The organism is Streptomyces sp. NPDC017993 (assembly GCF_044328065.1).
GTDB lineage: Bacteria > Actinomycetota > Actinomycetes > Streptomycetales > Streptomycetaceae > Streptomyces.
The window spans coordinates 13,657-33,348 of sequence record NZ_JBIRGO010000039.1 but is presented as its reverse complement, the minus strand read 5'-3'; the positions used below and the strand labels follow the sequence as shown (position 1 = coordinate 33,348).

Genomic DNA, 19,692 nt, shown 5'->3' with positions numbered 1-19,692 from the left:
CTCCTCGTCGTCGCAGCCGACCTCCTCCAATCCGCCTCCCGCGGCGACCACCCCGAACTCACCGAACCCCTGCACACCCTCATCGCATCCGCCACTCGATAGGCGGGAGCGAAGGCCCCCCTCGCGTCTCGCCACCGCGTCGGCTTGCGCTAGGTGGCACCCAGTCAACTCCGCTCGGTGCCGGCTCACGGTCTGCCTGGGGTTCTGCGCACCCCAGTTGCCTCGGCTTCGAGGCCGGCACGTTCGGGCCGTCAGAACCCGTGCTTCGCGCGAGGCGTAGCCGGCCAAGAGGGGCTGGGCTCTATTCGATATACCCGGTAGTCGGATCAACCTGCTCCAGGAAGTCCCGGACTGACGCTTCCAATTCCGGAACACTCAGCACTCTGGGCGGCTGCACCGCAGAAGCGAAGCCGTATCCGGGGTTAGGTCCTGTCAGCCAGGTGAAGTCGTACGTGCCCCGCTGACCGGGACGATTGGAGACCTCGAACCTCTCACCATCAACCGTCTTCTGCGGCACCGGCGCCAGCCACCTCCTGCACCAAGCCCGCGTCCTGGCCCGGGACCTGACCCGGGTCAGTGAGGAGAACCGGGTACGGCTCGAACGGGCGGGCCGTCCGGCGGTGCCCGTCTCGCCCTCCCCCAGCGCCCTGTTGCCGGTGACCTGGCTGCACCCCCTGCCCCTGGATACCGAGGACCAGAAGACCTTCCGGGAAGTACTGATGGGCTTCGAGGAAGACCTGAGCCTGTACCGGCTAGAGGAGCACGCCCTGAGCAAGCACGCCGTCGAACTGCACCGGCGCACCGGCGGCTACTTCAAGGCCCTCACCTACGTCATCTCCACCGCCGCCATCATCGCGATCCGCAGCGGCAGCGAGAACATCACCCTGAAAGAAATCAACGCCGCAACAGCCCAACTCGGTTGAACCGTCCCGTGCCGGCTCGGCGGATGCCGACAGCAGGCCGGGGCGGGCCGATGCGTCCGCTGGGCCCTGCACCACCCGCCGCCGACGGCGCCGGGCTATCTGCGGCGGGCAAGCACCGCACGGGTTGGCGCGGAGAGGCCACCGGCTCACGACGCAACGCCGTTGTCAGTGGTGGGCTTTACGGTGCAGTCGTGGATATCGAAGCCATTGCGTATGTGTCGGCATCAATGTGCGGTGACGGGTGACAGAGGAAGGGGCGCCGCTGCACGGGAGCACTTCCCGCACGCGTGGGTGGGAATCTGGGGTGGTCAGCTTGGACTACGACGAACTGGTCGCGCTGCGTAGGCACAATGCGGCCTGGAAGCTGCTACGGGCGGACAATGCGGCGCTGATGCTGAGCTTCTTCAACAAGGTCTTCGTCGAGCAGGGCGTTCGTTCGATCGCCGGAGTGGAGCTGGCCGACCGTCTGGATGACGAACTGTTCGCGCTCAATGAGCGTCTAGGCCAAGGCGTGTTTCCGAAGTCCGCGAAAGCGTATCTGGACGACTGGTCGGAACCGCAGTCGGGCTGGTTGCGCAAGTACTATCCGGTCCGCTCGGACGAGCCGCACTATGACGCGACCCCCGCGGTGGAGAAGGCCATCGCCTGGATCCGGTCGCTTCAGGCCCGGTCCTTCATCGGTACCGAGTCGCGTCTCAACACCATCTTCGACCTGCTGAGGCAGATGACGTTCGGGGCCGAGACCAATCCCGAGGCTCGGCTTGAGGAACTGAAGCGTCGACGTGTGGAAATCGACGAAGAGATCGCTCGGGCCGAGGCCGGCGACGTGGACGTACTCGACAGTTCCGGTCTGCGGGACCGCTACCAGCAGCTGACCTCCACCGCACACGACCTGCTCGCCGACTTCCGTGAGGTCGAGGCCAATTTCCGCGATCTGGACCGCGAACTGCGCCGGAAGATCGCCGTATGGGACGGCAGCAAGGGCGAGCTCCTGGACGAGATCCTCACCAGCCGGGAGAGCATCGCCGAATCGGACCAAGGTAGGAGCTTCCAGGCGTTCTACGGCTTCCTGCTCTCCCACCGCCGCCAGGACGAGTTCAAGAAGCTCCTGGCCGACGTCGAAGCCATGGACGCCATCGGCGAACCCGACCCCCGCATGCGGCGCATCCCCCGGGACTGGCTGGATGCCGCCGAGCGCACCCAGGCGACCGTCCGCCAGCTCTCCGAGCAGCTGCGGCGGTTCCTCGACGACCGGGCCTGGTCCGAGGACCGCCGGGTCATGGAGCTGATGAGCGGCATCGAGGCCCACGCGGTCACGCTCCGTGATACGCCCGGCGTGGACCTGGTCATGGAGATCGACGCCGCCGCGCCGGCCATCACTCTGCCGATGGAGCGGCCGCTGTACACGCCCGTGACCCGGACGCCGATCGACAGCACCGACATCCATGTGGGGGATGAGGAGTTCGCGGCCGACGCGTTGTTCGAAGCGGTCTATGTGGACCCGGCCCGGCTCGTCGAGACCGTCCGGCGCGCGCTGGATCTGCAGACGCAGGTGTCCCTTGCGGACCTCGTGCGCCGGCACCCGCTTGAGCAGGGGCTTGCTGAACTGGTCGCCTACCTCGCGCTGTCCGGGGACGGCTTCACGGTGGTCTTCGACGACAGTCGCCGCGAGGAGATCACCTGGATGGGCGCGGACGGCGTCCAGCACGTCGTCCAAGCCCCCGTGGCGGCGTTCGCCCGCACCCTCTCCGGCGCCACCTGGGCATCGGACAAGGAGGAGCAGTCATGACCACGTCTGTGCCGCCCGCCCCACGGCAGGCCCGCAGCCTCTCCCTGCCGGTCAACCAGCTACTCAAGGGGCCTCTTTTCCGTGACCAGCATGAGCGGGCCTGGGAAGCGCTGCTCCAGCTACGGGCCCGTATCCATGACCACGTCGATGTCATGGGCCTAACCGTGGTGATCGACGAGGCCGAGGGCTACGCGTTCCTGCGGTCCCAACCCGAGGACGAGAACGCCGACCCGCGCTTGGCTGCGCCGCGCCTGATGCCCCGCCGGTCCCTGTCGTATCCGGTCAGTCTGCTGATCGTGCTGCTGCGCAAGCGGCTGGCAGAGTTCGACGCCGGGTCAGGCGAGACCCGGCTGATGGTCACCCGCGACGAGATCGTGGAAATGATCCGCATGTTCCTGCCCGCCGGCAGCAACGAGGCGCGTCTGGTCGACCAGATCGACACGTACATCACCAAGGCCGCGGAGCTGCAGTTCCTGCGCCGCGCCAAGAACCAAGAGCAGCTGTACGAGGTGCAGCGGATCATCAAGGCCTACGTCGACGGGCAGTGGCTCGCCGACTTCGAAACGAACCTGGCCCGGTACGCGGCCCCCACCACCCCGGAAGGACAGCAGTGATCCCCGCTCAGGCCAGCCCGTTCGCCACCGACGCCTCCCCCGATCTTGAGCTGGCCGGGTTCCGGCTGGAGCGGCTGGAGGTGTACAACTGGGGCACTTTTCACCAGCGCGTGTGGTCCTTCGGAGTCGGCGGCGCCAACGCCCTGCTGACCGGCGACATCGGCTCGGGAAAGTCCACCCTGGTCGACGCGGTCACCACCTTGTTCATGCCCGCGAACCGCATCGCCTACAACCGGGCCGCCGGCGCGGAGAGCCGCGAACGCAACCTGCGCTCCTACGTCCTGGGCCACTACAAGTCCGAACGCAACGAGGCCACCGGCACCACCCGTCCGGTCGCCCTGCGCCAGCCGGGCAACTACTCGGTGGTCCTGGGGGTGTTCACCAATCGGGGCTACGACACGACGGTCACTCTCGCGCAGGTCTTCTGGATGGCCGACGGCAACGCCACCCAGCCGGAGCGCCTGTTCCTCACCGCGGACCGGGCCCTGTCCGTCACGGACGACTTCGCCGACTTCGGTACCGACGTCAGGTCACTCAAGAAGCGGCTAACCGGCAGCGGCGTACGTGTGCACCCGTCGTTCACCGCCTACAGCAAGGACTTCCGGCGCCGCATGGGCATCGAGTCCGAGCAGGCCCTGGAGCTCTTCCACCAGACGGTGTCCATGAAGTCCGTCGGCAGCCTGGACGACTTCGTCCGCAGCCATATGCTGGAGCCCTTCGACGCGGCCTTGATGACCGAGACGATCGTGGCGCACTTCGACGCCCTGACCACCACGTATGAGTCGGTGCAGCGCGCACGCGCGCAGATCGACGCCCTCACGCCGCTGCTTCAGGAGTGCGACCAGCACGACGGCCTCGCCAGGAGCGTCGACGAGACCGTCGCGCAGCAGAGCGCCCTGCGGTTCTTCTTCGCCCAGCGCAAGTCCGCTCTGCTGGAGGCGGACCGTCTCACGCTGGAGCGTGATCTGAGCCGCCACGAGAACGACCAGGGGGCCGCGAAGGACCGTCTTAAGGATCTTCACGGGCAGCAGGGTCGGCTGGAGCTGCAGCGCGCGGGAATGGGCGGCGCTCGCCTCGGTGAACTGGAAAGGGAGATCGAACGGGAATCGCTCGCCCGGGATAACCGTCAACGCAGGGCCAAGGACCACGCTGGTCTGCTGGGCCAGGTGGAGCTCAGTCCTGTCAGCAGCGCGGAACAGTTCATCGAACGCCTCCAGGAGATCGCCGCTGCCCAGGAAGCCGCCACCACGGTGCAGCAGGAGACCCGGGAAGCCCTGAACGCACTCGCGGTCGATGCCGACCGCCTGGGCCGGCAGGCGACGGAACTGGGCGACGAGTTGGGCAGCCTCCGTTCCCGGCGCAGCAACGTTCCCAAGAAGCAGCTGGACCTGCGCGCCCGCCTGTGCCATGAGCTCGGGATCGAGGAGAGCGTGCTGCCGTTCGCCGGCGAACTGATCCAGGTCCGGGTCGACGAGCAGGCATGGGCCGGTGCCGCGGAACGGCTGCTGCGGGGTTTCGCACTCTCGCTGCTGGTCCCGCACGACCTGTACTCCCCCGTGTCCGAGTGGATCAACGCGCACCACCTCGGGTCCCGGCTCGTCTACTTCCGCGTCCCCGAAACCATCCCCGTGCGGCGCCCGCAGCACACCGAAGCCCCTGTCCTGGCCTCCAAACTGGAGGTCAAAGCCGAGTCCCCGTTCGCCCACTGGCTGGCCGGCGAGCTGGACCGCCGCGCCGGGCACACCTGCGCCGAGACGATGGCGGACTTCAAGCGGGCCGACCTGGCAATCACCCCGCAGGGCCTGGTCAAGGGGGCACGGGGCCGTCACGAAAAGAACGACACCACCCGCATCGACGACCACAGCTCCTACGTGCTGGGCTGGACCAACCAGCTGAAGATCGACGCTCTCCTTGACCAAGCTCGCCGCGCGCAAAAGGAACAAAAGGACCTCGACAAGAGGAAAGACGGCCTCGAAAGCGCCCACACCACCAGCATCACCCGCGGCCAGATCCTCGCCCGGCTCGCAGCCACCCGCGACTATCACGAGATCGACTGGACCTCGGCCGTCAGCAGCATCACAGCGCTGGCCGAGGAAAAGCGGCGCCTTGAGGAGTCGTCCGAGGACCTCGACCAGATCACCCGCCGCCTGGAAGTGCTCGCGAACGAGATCGCCCAGACGGAAGACAACCGCGAGCAGGCAGACCTTGCCATCGGCGGCCTGAGCGAGGCTCTCAAGGTCGCGACGCGTGAGCGTGACGCCGCCCTGGCTCTGCTGGATGAGCCGGGCTGCACAGCGGCCCACGCACACTTTCCCGCGATCGAGCAGCGCCTGGCCCAGGCACGGCTAGCCTGCCGGACGGTGAGCGAGTGCACTTCCGCGGAAGGTCGTGTGCACGGCGAGCTGACCGCGGCGAAGGACCGCTTCCGTGGCCAGCAGAGCCGCATCGGCCAGGCGATCGCCTCCAAGATGGGTGCCTTCCGCCGCGATTACCCGGTGGAGACAGGCGAGCTGGACGACTCGGTCAACTCCGCCCGCGGCTACCGCGAACTGCACCAGCGCTTGGTCGCCGATGATCTGCCCCGTTTCCAGGAGCAGTTCAAGAGCTATCTGAAGACGAACGTCATCCGTGACATCGCGGGCTTCCACGCGCAGTTGGCCAGCCAGGCCGACCAGATCGGCGAACGCGTCGCTATCATCAACGATTCTCTCGCCGGCATCGACTACAACCCCGGCCGCTACATCACGCTGAAGACCGACCGGACGCCCAACGTCGAGATCCGCGACTTCATCAGCGAACTGCGTGCCTGCACGGACGACGCCCTGGCCGACGACCACTCGGACACCTATTCCGAGGGGAAGTTCCACCAGGTCCGCCGTCTCATCGAACGCTTCAAGGGGCGCGAAGGGCACGCTGAGGCCGACCGTGCGTGGACCCTCCGAGTCACGGACGTGCGCTACTGGTTCGTCTTCAGCGCCAGTGAACGGCGGCGCGAGGACGACACCGAGTACGAGGTCTACTCCGACTCCGGCGGCAAGTCCGGCGGGCAGAAGGAGAAGCTCGCCTACACCATCCTGGCCGCCTCTCTCGCCTACCAGTTCAAACTCGACTGGAGCTCGGCCCGCTCCAAGACGTTCCGGTTCGTCGTCATCGACGAAGCCTTCGGCCGCGGCTCCGAGGATTCCGCCCGCTTCGCCCTGGACCTCTTCAAGCGGCTCGGCCTGCAACTCCTCATCGTCACACCGCTCCAGAAGATCCATGTCATCGAGCCGTACGTGTCCGCCGTTGGCTTCGTCGACAACCCCGACGGCCACGACTCGCGCCTGCGGACCCTGACCATCACGCAGTACCGCCAGGAGCGCCTCGCCCACACCCTGTCCGCGCTGCAGGGCGCCGGCACCGGCCGGGGGCACTGACATGGCAGCTCCGACCGCCCGCCGGGCATGGACCACACCCGTAGACGTCACGGACCGCCTGCGCAGACGCTGGATGCGCGGCGACTTCCTCACCGCGCTCGCCGAGCAGCACCCCTTCGAACCGCTCTGCATCCCGCTGAGCGGCCCCAAGCCCTCCGAACTGGCCCGCGACTTCGACGCCGTCCGCACCTGGGTCCAATCATGGGGCGCCGCCGAGCAGCAGCTCCTGCGCATCGAGCACCGGCAAGTCGGAGGACGCGTCATCGGCACCAACAACCTCCCTCACCAAGCGTGGATCGACCACCGCGAACAGCTGTGGGACCTCCTCGGCGTCACCAGCACCGTCCGCCGCTTCCAGACACTGCTGGCCTCCACCCAGGTGGCCACCCCTGAACTCGCGGACTGGATAACCGCCCATCCCATGAAGGTTCTGGACCTCGAAGCCCACTGGGAACGCCTGCACCAGACCGTCCGCTGGATCCTGGACTACCAGGGACCGTCGCTCTATCTGCGACAGATCGATGTACCAGGCGTCGACACCAAGTTCATCGAAGGTCACCGCGCCGTCCTGACCACCCTGCTGGAACACTGCCTGCCCGCCGAACGGATCGACACCGATGCACCGCGGACCAGCTTCACCGCTCGCTTCCGCTTCCTGGCCAAACCCTCCTACGCCAGATTCCGCCTCCTCGGCGACACCCCTGTCGCCGGGTTCAATGAACTGTCCGTCCGCGTCAATGAGTTCACCGAATCCCCGCCCGGCATCACGACCGTCTTCATCGTCGAGAACGAGACCACCTACCTCGCTTTCCCGTCCGTGCCTGGCAGCATGGTGGTCCTCGGCGGCGGCTACGCAATCACCCGGCTAAGCGAACTACGCTGGCTCCAGGACAAGCGCCTGGTGTACTGGGGCGACCTGGACACCCACGGGTTCGCCATCCTCGACCGGCTGCGCCGCCTCCTGCCCCACACGGAGTCAATCCTGATGGACCGCTCCACGCTGATGGCTCACCGGGGCCAGTGGGTAAAGGAGTCCAAGCCCGCCCGGGAGCAATTGCAGTCGCTGACCGGTGAGGAATCCGACCTCTATCAAAGCCTCGTAGACGACGACTTCGGCCACGGCGTACGGCTGGAACAAGAGCGGGTGCGCTTCTTGGCCGTCCAAACAGCGCTGGCCGACCTCCACGGCTCCTCCTCACAACCGCCTCACGAAGAGGGCTGGCCGGTTCTCCCGCAGGAATGAACGAGGCAGCACGGTCCTCAGGCGCAGGCCTCATCTTCCGCGGCGCCCGGGATACCGAAGCTGGCGGCGCACCGACACACAACCGTCTCGTCCCGGGAGGTACCCCGCCGGGCCACGATCCGGCTCAGTGCCTCCAGACTGCAGGGCGCGATGCGGACGTTGGTCTCTGAGTTGCCGGACACCTCGAACGGATTCGCCTTCCTGGGGGTCTCACCGCTGCTGATCAGTCCTCACCGGGCAATCGGCCTTGACAGGCACGATCCAGTCAGCCCCCTGACCAGGACCAACCAATCCACCCGAACCACGCAGCGATAGCAAAATCCCGCGTCGATCACTACATTCCTAGACGATCACTGCACTTGCACTTCAGAGACCCTGCAGCTTCCGAAGCTTCTGAGGAAACCCCAGCTCAGAGATGCACCACACCACAGCAAAAAATCCGAAACAATCACTAGATCCCCAGGTCAGCACGTCACCTATCTAGTGATCACTAACGGATTTGTCACAGCAGGCTCCGAGCCGCTACAAACCCGTCAGCAAGGACGAGAGCGGGAAGAGCTCCGGTGGGAGCAGCGAAAGCTCCGCAGGCGTGAGCGCGCCCGCCAAGGCGCTGCTGAAGTTCTCCACGCCCCGCGACCCCACGCAGCTGGCAGCATTCATCAACCTGCGCGTCCTCAACCCCGAACACCAGCACTGGCGGCGCGGCGTAGAGGCTGCCGTGATCTATGCCCGCGAGCGCGGGGACCTGCGGGTGCCGTTCACGTTCCGCGTCCCGGCCGGGGATGAGGCGGAGGCGGGAGGCTGGCCGGCCTCGCTGGCGAACTTCCCGCTGGGGCAGTGGACTGCCGACGCCAGGAGGTTCTACGCCCGCGGCGACATGGACGCCGACCGCGTCGAACAGCTGGAGAAGCTCGGCATGATCTGGTCCCACTTCGACGTCGCGTGGGAGGAGGGTCTATCCGCCGCGCGCGGGTGGGCCGCCGAACACGGGCACCTCCTGGCCCCACTCGACGCCACGTTCCAGGGCGCGGCGGTTGGCATCTGGTTGAAGAACGCGCGGGCTGCCGCCCGCAAGGCTGAGCAGATCGAGCAGCGACGCGCCGAGGGCCTGCCCGTTCAGTCGTCGGCGGGGGCATTGACGCAGGCGCGGCGTGAGCAGCTGGAGGACATCGACGCCTCGTGGTGCCCGGCATGGCCGGTGACGTGGCAGCGCTCCTTCCACCTGGTCCGACTGCACCTGGACGCCGGCGGAAGCCTGCCCACCACGGCCGGCGAGCTCGTACGCCAAGGCGAGGACCTCGGGCGGTGGGTGACATCCGTCCGCCTCGGCTGGGACAACCTGAGCACAGTGCAGCAGTGGATGTGCGAACACGTCCTCGGCATCGAGCCCGCCAGCGAGGACGAGAAACCGAAACCGCGCCGTACACAGGCCGATAAGTGGGCCATGAACTACCAGGCCGCCAAGCAGTTCTACGAACGTGAAGGACACCTTCGCGTCCCCCGCAAACACGTCGAGACCGTGCTCTCCGAGGGTGGAGGGGAGCTTCAGTTCCGACTGGGGGCATGGATCAGCAACCAACGATCCCGGGCCGCAACGCTGGCCCCTGAACGGATGCAACAGCTATCCGAGGTCGGGATGCGGTGGTCGTGAGGGGTGTGGTGACCGCGATCGTCGCGCTCGCGGCCGGCTATCTGCTCGGACGGCTGCGCCCGTGGCAGCGAGCGGGTGACTGGGCAGCCGATCAGGTCCGCTTCACCGGAGCCTGGTCCGGAACGGGACTGGTGAACAGGCCGGTCGTCGTCCTGCTCCACGTCGTCACCGAGCCGCGCACCAGTTGGCGCATCATGCGCACCCAAACTCGTCTGCTGCTTCGCTTTGCCGCTCCGCGTGACCCGGCGATGGTCGCGGACTGGGTCAGCTTCAACGTGACCGACACCGAGCGGCAGGACTGGGCGCGCGGATGGGCGAAGCTCAAGGCGTTCACCGAGCGTGAGGCACATGCCCGTGTTCCGTACGAGCACCGGGAGGGCGCGTTCCCGCTGGGGTCCTGGGTGGCTGAGCAGCGCAGGGCCTTCGGGGCCGGGCAGATGACCGGCAAGCGCGCCCAGCGGTTGGAGAAGCTGGGCATGGTCTGGAGCGTGGCGGACGAGCGGTTCCAGGAGAATCTGGCGGCGGCCCGGGGGTACTTCGAGGAGCACTGGACGCTGTGCGCTCCTCGTACGGCGACGGCGCTGGACCGGCCGGTGGGGAACTGGTTGTCCAACCTGCGCCGGCCTGGTGCGCTGGACGGTCATCCGGAGTGGGAGGAGGCGCTGGAGGCGATCGATGAGGACTGGAACCCTGACTGGTCGGCGGACTGGCAGCGGCGTTTCGCGGCCGTGCGGGAGATGGTGTCCGAGGAGAGCCAGAGCGCCCTGGTCTACATCGAGCCGGGCGTCACGGTGCACGGGATGGACGTCGGCCGGTGGCTGGCGAAGCAGCGTCAGACAAGCTCGCCGCGCTCGCCGCCCTCGGACTGGAGTGGGCGGCCTGAGGGAACGACGACAGCGCCTGTTCCGTAGATGTGCGGGGCGGGCGCCGTGGTCGTTTCTGCGGACACGGCGGCGTGAGCGGCCTTGGCCAGGCCCGGCCGTCCTCATCGGTGTAGAGCGCCGTGAGCGTGTCGCCCTGCTGCATCAGCCGCACGTTCTCAGGGTGCCGACGGACCGGACCCGCTGGACCGCATCATCGAGCTGAAGAGGTTCGAGTCTCCCTACGCCGCTGAGCGCGGCAAGACAGGCGAAGGAGGAGACAATCCGCCGTCTCCTGCCTGAGGGGGTCCATGATCGCCCTTGGGAACCCGCGCCGCAGGTCACCCCCGCCTCGAACACGGAGAACGACATGAGCTGGCAAGCGTACGTAGACACAAGCCTCATCGGAACCGGAAGGATCACCCAGGCCACCATCCTTGGCCACGATGGCAACGCCTGGGCCCAATCAACCGGCTTCCACATTACCCCGCAGGAGGGCGCCGCCCTCGCTGCTGGCTTCGTTGACAACAACGCGATCCGAGCGAACGGCTTTTACATGGGCGGCCAGAGGTACTTCACACTCCGCGCCGACGGACGTTCCATCTACGGCAAGCAGGGCAACAACGGCATCTCGGCTGTAAAGACCACGCAGGCCATTGTGGTGGGCGCATACGAAGCGCCGATTCAACCCGGCGAGTCCGCGACCGAGGTTGAGAAACTCGCCGACTACCTCATCAACCTTGGGTACTGACCATTTCAATCGGTGATGGGCGGTTTTCGGGGATCATGGGTACGGCCTCGGGCATGATCGGTGCAGTCGTTGGCACTGAGAACGATCATGGTCGCTAGCACACCGGCTGGGAACTCCTGCAGCGGATGTTCCGCCAGTTCGTCGCGGACGGCTGGCAGTGCACGGGCCCGGAAGGCTCGGAGCTGTGGGAGTACGGCCTGCAGGCACGCGAGGAACTGCGCCGGTAGATCAGCGGGTCGCGACACCTCTCACGCAGTCACCACCAGCTCCGAAAAGTTGATACTGCCGATAAGGGACGTCACCGAACTTGCTCCGGCTCCGGCACGAGCGATCTCCCGATCTCCTCTGGCAGGGCTGTTCCCTGCGGTGACCATGGAGTATCGGTCGCCCTGCCCAACGGAACAGGCCGGGACCGGCCCTCACCCGGACAGCCGCTGCCGTTCACCGGGGAAACGATCATCCCGTCCCGCCGTCTGGCCAAGCGCACGAAAGGTCAGAGGCCCGCGCCGGGGGTGCGCCGTCGCGTGTCTGGGATAGACACGCCCCTCCGTACGGGTGGCAATCGCGAGCGGCAGCCCAGCGCAGCAGCCTGTGGGGTAGGCGCAGAGGAGACCGACCGTGCCGCTTCAGGCTAGGTAGCACGGACCCCCACAGCGAAAGGAACGACACTCATGCCCGATCTGTCTGGCCTTGGCGGAGGCAACCTTCCCGGCCACCTTGGCGACACCGTCGGCTCCGTCACCTCCGCCGTCTCCAGCCTCGTCAACGACGTGATCTCCGCCGGTGCGGGCGGGACCGTCACCCAAGGCATGGTCGACCAGGCCAATACGATCAAGCCCGCCGTAGAGCAGGCCAACGGCTGACGACGCGACTCAAGCGCGCCTGTCGTCATTCGATGGCTCGTTTGACGACAGGCGGCCCACGCGCCCAATGAACCGGTGCAAACCGGGGGCCGTCGGTAAAGGCCACACCGTCGACAACCGAGAATCGCAGCAATTCACACGGACACGACCACCATCAACGGACGGTGGATGCACCACGCTGCGCAGGACGGGCTGGCCGGTCATGAATCCACCCTGCCAACCGCCGGCACCATGCGCTCTCCGGCTTGCTCCCGACATGCTCAGCAGCCCGGGGTGTCGATCCTGATCACCGCGTACGCCGACGCCCGGGCGTTGCTGCCCACAAGGGCACGCACCGAGCTCCGGCGAGGCCGCTTGCCGGGGCAGGGCGTGCAACTCCGCCAGGCTAACTACACCCCCCGCGCTGAGAGCACCACCCAACCAGCTGGTTGTGGCGTTCGGTGAAGGGTTGGGTGCTTGAGGCGATGTCGTCACAGTCCTGGGCGCAACCTCCGGGTCTCAACCTCGTTCACACGTGCATGAAGCATACGAAGCGCAAGCTCACTGCAGTCCTCGTCTTCGCCGGAGCCACCTTGACGCTGGTCGGCACGGCAAGCGCCTCGGATGTGCCCCTCTCCGCTCCCCTGACGTCCGGTCACCTCGTGAACACTGGCGAACCAGTGCCACACAGCCGAGGGGCGACCACCGTGAGCGGACTCCGGGTTGATCCCCACAAAGAGATCAGGATCCTCCACAAGCGTTCAAAGAGCAGCACCGTGTATTACGACGGCATTGTCCGCAAGGTCGAACGCGTGAATGCCACTACGGATCAGTGGGCGGTCACGCTGTATCGCCCCACGTACAAGAATGAGCACATCTACTACGTGTGGGGCACTGACGAAGTCACCGCGCCCACCCGGCATGTCAACCATTCCAACGAGCAGGTCGATAACCAGCGACTGCACGAGCGCTCAATGTGGACCTCGGCCGACTGAACTAGGGGGTGCCCGGTGGGTCACGTGCCGACGAGCCACCGGGCAAGCTCGAGTTTCGGCCCAGCTGACTGGAACTACCGCCAATACGCAATTGATTACTCTCGGTAGTATCGCTCTGTCGCGTAGATCATTTTCGAAGGAGTCAGGATGAGCGCGAACCCGAACGCCACACCGCCACTGGGGGCGTTGCTGGTATCGCTGGCGGAAGCGCCGGAGACGGCGGACAAGTTCGAGTCGTAGACAGGAGACGGCGCCAATAAGCCCATCACCAGTGATGAGATTGCCGCGCAGATCGCCCCAGCAACCCTGACCCTCCTGGCCGAGAAGGCCGGCATGACAGAGACAGAGGCTGCGGCCACTCTCGCCCAGGAGATCCCCCTGCTCGTCGACGCCATCCCAGCAGAGACGATCCAGAAGGCCGCAACCCTCAGGCCCACCGCACGCCAACAGACCCTCCAACAGGCCAGCACCTCCATCCTGTCGCAGGTCAACGGGCTCCCCTCGGCCCTCCTCAAAGACATGGGTAACGTGGTCAGTGACTAGGTCCACCTGAGGGGTCATGTACGGAGCCAGAGACGAATGGCTGCGACGGTCACGGTGCCGTGAAAGACGTACGCCCTCTTGTCGAACCGAGTGGCCACAGCCCGGGAGATCTTTAACCGGTTGATCAGCCGCTCGACTTCGTTTCTGCGGGCGTATCGTGCCGGGTCGAAACCAGCGGGTCTACCGCCGTTGCTGCCACCGTCGGCGGTGCGCTCGCTGGTCACGGCGCTCAGGAACGGTGTGCTTGATCTGCCGTCGGCGCAGGTAACGGCGGTTGCGGCGGGAGCTATACGCTTTGTCGCCGCTCACGTGGTCGGGCCGGGTGCGCGGGTGGCCGCCTTCGGGACGGGGCACGCTGATTCGGTCCAGGACCGGGATCATCTGAGGGCCGTCACCCCGCTGGCCCGGCGTGACCAGCAGGGCAAGCGGCTGCAGCCCGCCGCCCTCACCAGCGAGGTGGATCTTTGTGCTCAGCCCGCCGCGGGAGCGGCCAAGGGCTTCATCGGAGCGGTGCCGAACGGGTCGGCCCCGTCTGCCGGGCACCAGTGGAGGACGCTTGCGGGCGCCAACAGCGTGCTGGTGGGCGCGGCACACGGTGGAGTCCACGCTCACCATCGACAGTCGATACGGCCTTGCTGGTCGGCGTTGGCCTGGACAGCCCGCAAGACCCTCTCCCATGTGCCGTCCGCTGACCATCGCCGGTGGCGGTCGTAACAGGTCTGCCAGCTGCCGAACCGCGCTGGCAAGGTCCCGCCAGGGGATGCCGGTCCGCTGCCGGAACAAGATTCCGTTGATGACCAGCCGGTGATCCTTCCAACGTCCGCCCCGCCCGACGTTCCTGGGCAAGTGCGGCTCCAGCCGGGCCCATTCGCGGTCAGTGAGATCTCCCCGCCCCATCCTGCACGGCCCGGCTTGTCACCGACCTATCAGACACGGTTTAGGGCGTGTCCGATGGGTCGGGCCCCCGGTCCCGACCCCGGCAAGTGCTTCACCCCGGCACGGGTTTTGATCGGCCCGTACCGGGGGCGGGAGGCGTAACCGGGCGCGTGCCCTAAATCCTTTTGCTATCCGCCCGACACCTCGCCAGCGCCGCCGGGTGCCTCGAAGAGGGGGTCTGTATTGAGGCGAATAGTGCCGTAATCGTATGCATGCCGCCTTGCGGCCACGGGGGCCTCAGTTGCTTCCGGGATAGGCCCCACTGCGCACGCTGCAACAGGCTTACCGGAGTCATCTACGACTGTGAAGCCAGCAGGGATTACTGTCCCGCCACTGATGACGAGCACGGGCGTTCCGTCCACATAGCGCAGGCTCAGCGTGCCCACCTCTTCGGGCTTGCCCTCGCTTACATCAATGATCTCGAACGGTGCTTTTTCCTCCGACATGCACCCATCCCCTCTGTAGCTGACCCCTGACGGACCGTGACTGATCCTGCCACATCTGGGCCAGCGGGAACCAGAAACTCCTTCCGCAGTGACCCCTCGGACAGGCCCTAGGTGTGTTGTCCGGAGAGGTTGGTGATGCGGCTGGCTGGGGTGTGGCCGCTGATTCCGGTGTGGGGTCGGCGAGGACACTCGCTGTCTCGGGCCCCACCGCCCCCGCCGTCAGGGCGAACCATGGTCACGGGGAATCGTGCACGGCGTTGTTCTGCTCGTCAGGCCTGCCCCCTGTAAGCCAGCGGGGTCCGATTTCGCAGACATGGTGGCCGTCGGGGTAGGTGGCCAAGGCGGGGCGGTGGGGACGGTTGTCCGGGCGCGGCGGCAGCACCCGCAGGAGGCGGCCGCGCGTCCGCAGCACCCAGGTGACCAGGCGCCGGTCGCGTTCAGGGGGAAGGGGCAGGCCGACGGCATGCAGGAAGGCGTCGTCCAGGATTGCCGACGCCAGGCGGCGCAACACCGGCTCAAGCGGGCCGCGCAGCAACTTGGGGAGCAATTCCGCGGTGAACGTCATGGCCTCTTCGGCCAGGCGCCGGCCGCTGCCGGTGACAGCGAAACATCTGTCCTCGTAGGACTGAGCGAACTGGTCGAAGTCGGCGAAGGTCGCCGGGATGTCCTTGATGCCCATGAGCTGGGCCAGGCGCCTGCCGTAGTTGGTCAGTGCCCGCTCCTCGCCCACGGTCAGCCGGCGCCAGCCGAACCGGTTGATCCACTGCACCGGCGCGACGATGAACAGCGCGATGGTGTACAGGTTGTCGTCGTTGCTGATGACGTAGCGCCGGTGCATCTGGTTCATGCGCCGCAGATAGGCCCGCCCTTCGGGGCTCTCCAGGCCCAGGCAGCCCATCTGGTACATGATCAGCAAGGTGTCGTCCGCGCGTTTTTGGGTGTGACCGACGAGCTCGCCGGTCTCTTCCAGCAGGGCTCCGATGGATGGGGCCGCGATGGTGCGGAAGAAGGCCAGGGATACCGACTGCCAGTAATCCCACGGGAACTCGTACGTGGCGACCAGTCGCCAGATCTCGTCGTAGTCCCGCTCCGGATCCAGCCCCTGAATACGGCGAAGCCGGTCAAAGCGTCGTTGAGCAACAGTCACAGACAAGCTGGCTCCAAGAGACATCGCGACGGGACGGGCGGTATGCCACGGACGAGAGAGGGGAGGGTCTGGCTGCCGTGCAGGTTTGTGCCCGGGATACCGACAGACAGGGGCAGACCAGTCGGCTCGGTGATCAAGTTCACGTTCGACCCGAGCTTGCCCCGGTGGCAGGTTCGGACTGGTCAGCTCCCCCTTTTCAAGGCCCGCATGTTCGCCGAGTCGATCGTGCAGCGGGACCAGTCCAGCTCACGTCGAGCACGGAGCTCGTCGAGCACCAGACGGTGGAGTGGGGTGCGGGTGCCACCGCCGACGCGCTGGAGGGGGTGCGGATACGGCGGAGGCGGCGTCCATGGCCAGGAGCGTGGACGAGATGACCAGGGCCGTCACGGTAAGTACGCGTTTCCGCATTTGAGCATTGTGGCGTCGCCGCCGACACCGCACAGCCCCTCGCAGGAGTGAAACCCGCAACGTCTCGCAGGATCCGGGGCGAAGCGGTGTGGCGGCTCTGGTTGTCGATCCGAGCGGGCGGGGCCATGCGGGCTGCCGGCGGATCGGTGGTTTCTTGCTCCAGGCGCGCGAACCACTCACCGCCGTCCCTACGGCGCACACGGGACTTACACGGCGAGGGCCCCTGGCAGGGACTGCCTCAAGCGATGTCCTACCGGGCGCGCTGTGCGTAACTCCCACTGTGGAGTCGTCGTTGATGGGCTGTGGCCGGACAGGAAGATCATGCTGCTGCGGCTGCAAAGTGGACGAGCGGCTCGTGGCTGTCCGGCGGTTTCGGCCTCGTAGGCATGGTGGTGTGGGGCTTCGCGGCGGTGGCCGCGGTGTTCGCCGTGGCCCTCGGCGTAAGTGATCTGCGCAGCACAGGGCTGCCCGTACCCAAGGACGGTGCCTCTCAGCGGGCTGCGCGTCTCATCGCGGACCGGATGCCGCAGCTGGGGGACGAGCAGGTTGTTCTTGCCTTCACCTCGCCCCGGTTGCGCGGCGGGGACGAGGCGTATGTCCAGGCCATGGTGGCGGCGGCGCAGACGGCCGCCGGAGTGCGGGGGGCCGGCCAGGTGCTCGCGCTGCCCCAGGTGCGTGGGCAGGATCCCCATCACGCCTACCTTCTGGTGGCCTTGAAGGGCGACGCCGCAGCACGGCTCGGCTGTCTTCCGGTTCTGCGCGAGGCTGTGCACCAAGCCGTGGCCTCAGCCTCCGAGGGCCGTGTCACCGTGGCGGTGACCGGTCAGACGCCACTGGCGGAAGAGCTTGTGGCCTCTGACCTCAGGGATGTGCGCGTCGTCGAGGCCGTAACGGTGCCCGCGGCCTTGGTGGTGCTGGTCTTCGGTCTCGGGTCGGTGGGGGCGGCCCTGCTGGTCCTGTTCACAGCCGGGCTCGGTGTTCTGGTCAGTGCGGGAATGGTGGCCGGGCTGGGGCTGATGGTGCCGGTGGACACGCTGTCGCTGGTGGTGGCCACGACCGTGGGCGCCGCGCTGGGCCTGGACTATTCGCTTTTGATGCTGATCCGCTACCGCCAGGCCAGAGCAGAGGGCCTGGGCCCACAGGCGGCTGCCGAACGGACCACGGCGACGGCCGGGCGTGCGGTGCTGTGGTGCGCTGGAGCGGTGGCCGTGACCAGTGCCGCCCTGCTGAGCGTCCCGGTGGACCTTATGCGGACGGTCGCCGTGACAGCCGCCCTGGCCACCGTGGTGACCGCGGGGGTGGCGACGACGCTGCTGCCGCTGCTCATGCCCCGACTCGACCGGCTGCTGTCGGCCGGGCGGATCCGGCGGCCGCGCGACGCACGGGCGCTCTGGGAGCGGTGGGCACGTCACCTGATGCGCCGCCCGTGGCCGTACCTGGTCAGTGCCGCAGTTCTGCTTGTGCTGGCCGCGCTGCCCATAGCCGGCATGCGCCTGGGCCTGGATGTGGACCGTGCCTCACTCACCGGCAGCAATGTGGGCGTGGGCGTGGCACAGGCGGAGCGGGACGGTCTGGCGAACGTCACGCTGCTGGCCCTGCCTCATGCCGCCGGTCAGGGCCCGGTCGACACGGCGGACTTCACCGAGGCTCTGGCCCAGGATCCGCGCATCACCGCGGCCGTGGCGCTGGACAACGGCCGTGACCTCACCGTCGTCGCTGTCGCGGACCGCATCCACGTGGACAGCCCTGCGGCCGGGAAGCTGCTGGACGACGAACGCCGGCTCGGGCTGCACACCCTTCCCCAGGGGCAGAAGGTCTTCGCCGCGGGGCAATCCGCAGCCCTGGCCGACCTGCAGCGCGCGCTGCGCTCCGCCCTCGCACCGGTGGTGCTTCTCGTTCTGGCGGGCGCCTTCCTTCTCATGCTCGTCGTCTTCCGCAGTCTTGTACTGCCGGTGAAGGCGATCGCGATGAACCTGATGGCCACCGGGGCGTCCTGCGGCCTGCTGAGCTGGTTCACCGGGCACACGATCAACGTCCTCGTCCCTCTGATGGCCGTCACACTCGTCTTCGGCCTGTCGCTGGACTACGAGGTCTTCCTGGTGCACCGCATCACCGAGCACTACCGTGCCGGCGCCACCTGCCAGGAGGCCGTAGTGCGTGGCCTGTCCAGCACAGCTCAGCCCATCACCCTCGCCGCCACCACCATGTCCGTCGTCTTCTCCGGCCTCCTCCTCACCGGCCGCCAAGAACTCCGACAGGTCGGCTTCCTCGTCGCCGTCGCCGTCCTCCTCGACGCCACCGTCATCCGCCTTCTCGTCGTACCCGCTCTCATGCGTCTGCTCGGCCACCGCAACTGGTGGCTGCCCAGCCCCCTCGCCCGCCTGTGGCCACCCCTGCCCGTCCCTGCCACCACCCCCCACCTCCCCGGGCCCACCAAGACTGCCGATCCGCTCACCAGCACCGCCTGGTCACACAGTGAGGAACGCCCCTCATGAACATCACCGCGCCGACACCGCGCACCTGGCGGACCTGGACGGCCGCGACGGCCGTTCTGCTCGCCGCGGCCTCGCTCACCACTCCGGCTGCCGGATCTGCCCAGGCAACCACCGCCATCGCGGCGAACAAACCCCCCACCATCCTGTCCTGCCGGGCCGCGACCCCGCTGGGCCGCCCCCTCACCTTCACGCCCGCGCTCACGCTGCGCCAGCGCACCACCCGCATCACAGCAACCCTGCGCCTGACCGGATGCACCACCCCCAACGGCCCCCACCCACAGCTGCGCAGCGCCACCCTCACCCTTGAAGGCACCGCCCGTGCCGGCTGCAGTGGCGCCTCCGCCCCGGACGGCTCCGCGAAGATCACCTGGTACGACGCCCAAGGCCACCGGGCCGGAACCTCCGTCGTTCAGCCCGCCCGACGCTCCGTCACCAGCTACAACCCCGGCGACGCTCTCCTCGGCGGAACGGTGACAAAAGGCCCGCTGCACGGTACCCGCATGACGGGAACCGCCACACCGACCAGCGACGTCAGCGGCTGCGCCGTGCGTGGACTGCACAGCCTCCACGCCACCGGAACACTGAAGTTCCAGTGAAACCACCAGCCCCTCCCCACCGTCCCGCTTTTCCTTG

The 19,692-nt window shown here is 67.2% G+C and carries 15 protein-coding genes and 2 pseudogenes; 13 read left to right on the top strand and 4 right to left on the bottom strand.

What is annotated here, in order from left to right; all coding sequences use genetic code 11:
• The first annotated feature begins 473 nt into the window (after positions 1-473).
• The 11 genes from ACH4FH_RS37530 (at position 474) to ACH4FH_RS37480 (ending at position 13,627) form a co-directional block, all read left to right on the top strand.
• Positions 474-923, top strand: a complete 450-nt coding sequence (locus ACH4FH_RS37530; protein ID WP_398560466.1) for a hypothetical protein — start codon at positions 474-476, stop codon at positions 921-923.
• Between the two features lie 313 nt (positions 924-1,236).
• Complete coding sequence (locus ACH4FH_RS37525) at positions 1,237-2,712, top strand: DUF3375 domain-containing protein (protein WP_398560465.1); 1,476 nt, start codon at positions 1,237-1,239, stop codon at positions 2,710-2,712.
• A complete protein-coding gene (locus ACH4FH_RS37520; RefSeq protein ID WP_398560464.1) occupies positions 2,709-3,326 on the top strand; it encodes a DUF4194 domain-containing protein in 618 nt (205 codons plus the stop codon). The genes ACH4FH_RS37525 and ACH4FH_RS37520 overlap by 4 nt, the downstream gene beginning before the upstream one ends.
• Positions 3,323-6,742, top strand: a complete 3,420-nt coding sequence (locus tag ACH4FH_RS37515) for an ATP-binding protein (protein WP_398560463.1) — start codon at positions 3,323-3,325, stop codon at positions 6,740-6,742. The genes ACH4FH_RS37520 and ACH4FH_RS37515 overlap by 4 nt, the downstream gene beginning before the upstream one ends.
• Before the next feature lies 1 nt (position 6,743).
• Complete coding sequence (locus ACH4FH_RS37510; protein WP_398560462.1) at positions 6,744-7,985, top strand: Wadjet anti-phage system protein JetD domain-containing protein; 1,242 nt, start codon at positions 6,744-6,746, stop codon at positions 7,983-7,985.
• 589 nt (positions 7,986-8,574) lie between these two features.
• Positions 8,575-9,636 (top strand): helicase associated domain-containing protein, encoded by a 1,062-nt coding sequence (locus ACH4FH_RS37505; protein ID WP_398560461.1) that lies wholly within the window; start codon positions 8,575-8,577, stop codon positions 9,634-9,636.
• Positions 9,637-9,644: 8 nt separating this feature from the next.
• Complete coding sequence (locus ACH4FH_RS37500) at positions 9,645-10,547, top strand: helicase associated domain-containing protein (protein ID WP_398560460.1); 903 nt, start codon at positions 9,645-9,647, stop codon at positions 10,545-10,547.
• A gap of 319 nt (positions 10,548-10,866) precedes the next feature.
• On the top strand, positions 10,867-11,247 hold the full coding sequence (locus ACH4FH_RS37495) for a profilin (protein ID WP_398560459.1): 381 nt from the start codon (positions 10,867-10,869) through the stop codon (positions 11,245-11,247).
• 671 nt (positions 11,248-11,918) lie between these two features.
• Positions 11,919-12,110 (top strand): hypothetical protein, encoded by a 192-nt coding sequence (locus tag ACH4FH_RS37490; RefSeq protein ID WP_398560458.1) that lies wholly within the window; start codon positions 11,919-11,921, stop codon positions 12,108-12,110.
• A gap of 518 nt (positions 12,111-12,628) precedes the next feature.
• Entirely contained in the window at positions 12,629-13,084 is a 456-nt protein-coding gene (locus ACH4FH_RS37485; RefSeq protein ID WP_398560457.1) for a hypothetical protein, read from the top strand.
• 333 nt (positions 13,085-13,417) lie between these two features.
• Positions 13,418-13,627 (top strand): hypothetical protein, encoded by a 210-nt coding sequence (locus ACH4FH_RS37480; RefSeq protein WP_398560456.1) that lies wholly within the window; start codon positions 13,418-13,420, stop codon positions 13,625-13,627.
• Between the two features lie 14 nt (positions 13,628-13,641).
• Here ACH4FH_RS37480 and ACH4FH_RS37475 read toward each other — a convergent pair.
• The 4 genes and pseudogenes from ACH4FH_RS37475 to ACH4FH_RS37460 all read right to left on the bottom strand — a co-directional run.
• Positions 13,642-14,524: pseudogene (locus tag ACH4FH_RS37475) on the bottom strand (IS5 family transposase).
• 167 nt (positions 14,525-14,691) lie between these two features.
• Positions 14,692-15,009 carry a hypothetical protein gene (locus ACH4FH_RS37470; RefSeq protein ID WP_398560455.1) on the bottom strand — a complete coding sequence of 106 codons (318 nt, stop codon included), beginning with the start codon at positions 15,007-15,009 and terminating at the stop codon, positions 14,692-14,694.
• Positions 15,010-15,244: 235 nt separating this feature from the next.
• Positions 15,245-16,156 (bottom strand): oxygenase MpaB family protein, encoded by a 912-nt coding sequence (locus ACH4FH_RS37465; RefSeq protein ID WP_398560467.1) that lies wholly within the window; start codon positions 16,154-16,156, stop codon positions 15,245-15,247.
• A gap of 23 nt (positions 16,157-16,179) precedes the next feature.
• A pseudogene (locus ACH4FH_RS37460) lies at positions 16,180-16,443 on the bottom strand (IS5/IS1182 family transposase); the annotation flags it as partial.
• 507 nt (positions 16,444-16,950) lie between these two features.
• On the opposite strand from ACH4FH_RS37460, the gene ACH4FH_RS37455 reads away from it, so the two are divergent.
• Together ACH4FH_RS37455 and ACH4FH_RS37450 are read left to right on the top strand one after the other, a co-directional pair.
• Entirely contained in the window at positions 16,951-19,059 is a 2,109-nt protein-coding gene (locus ACH4FH_RS37455; protein ID WP_398560454.1) for an MMPL family transporter, read from the top strand.
• Entirely contained in the window at positions 19,056-19,655 is a 600-nt protein-coding gene (locus tag ACH4FH_RS37450) for a hypothetical protein (RefSeq protein ID WP_398560453.1), read from the top strand. The genes ACH4FH_RS37455 and ACH4FH_RS37450 overlap by 4 nt, the downstream gene beginning before the upstream one ends.
• Positions 19,656-19,692 lie beyond the last annotated feature (37 nt).

What these genes read in the sequence shown, in the direction of transcription:
- ACH4FH_RS37520 (WP_398560464.1), top strand. Translation starts at nt 2,709, where the DNA reads ATGACCACGTCTGTGCCGCCCGCCCCACGGCAGGCCCGCAGCCTCTCC.
- ACH4FH_RS37510 (WP_398560462.1), top strand. Translation starts at nt 6,744, where the DNA reads ATGGCAGCTCCGACCGCCCGCCGGGCATGGACCACACCCGTAGACGTC.
- ACH4FH_RS37495 (WP_398560459.1), top strand. Translation starts at nt 10,867, where the DNA reads ATGAGCTGGCAAGCGTACGTAGACACAAGCCTCATCGGAACCGGAAGG.
- ACH4FH_RS37490 (WP_398560458.1), top strand. Translation starts at nt 11,919, where the DNA reads ATGCCCGATCTGTCTGGCCTTGGCGGAGGCAACCTTCCCGGCCACCTT.
- ACH4FH_RS37485 (WP_398560457.1), top strand. Translation starts at nt 12,629, where the DNA reads ATGAAGCATACGAAGCGCAAGCTCACTGCAGTCCTCGTCTTCGCCGGA.
- ACH4FH_RS37480 (WP_398560456.1), top strand. Translation starts at nt 13,418, where the DNA reads ATGACAGAGACAGAGGCTGCGGCCACTCTCGCCCAGGAGATCCCCCTG.
- ACH4FH_RS37470 (WP_398560455.1), bottom strand. Translation starts at nt 15,009, where the DNA reads ATGTCGGAGGAAAAAGCACCGTTCGAGATCATTGATGTAAGCGAGGGC.
- ACH4FH_RS37455 (WP_398560454.1), top strand. Translation starts at nt 16,951, where the DNA reads ATGGTGGTGTGGGGCTTCGCGGCGGTGGCCGCGGTGTTCGCCGTGGCC.
- ACH4FH_RS37450 (WP_398560453.1), top strand. Translation starts at nt 19,056, where the DNA reads ATGAACATCACCGCGCCGACACCGCGCACCTGGCGGACCTGGACGGCC.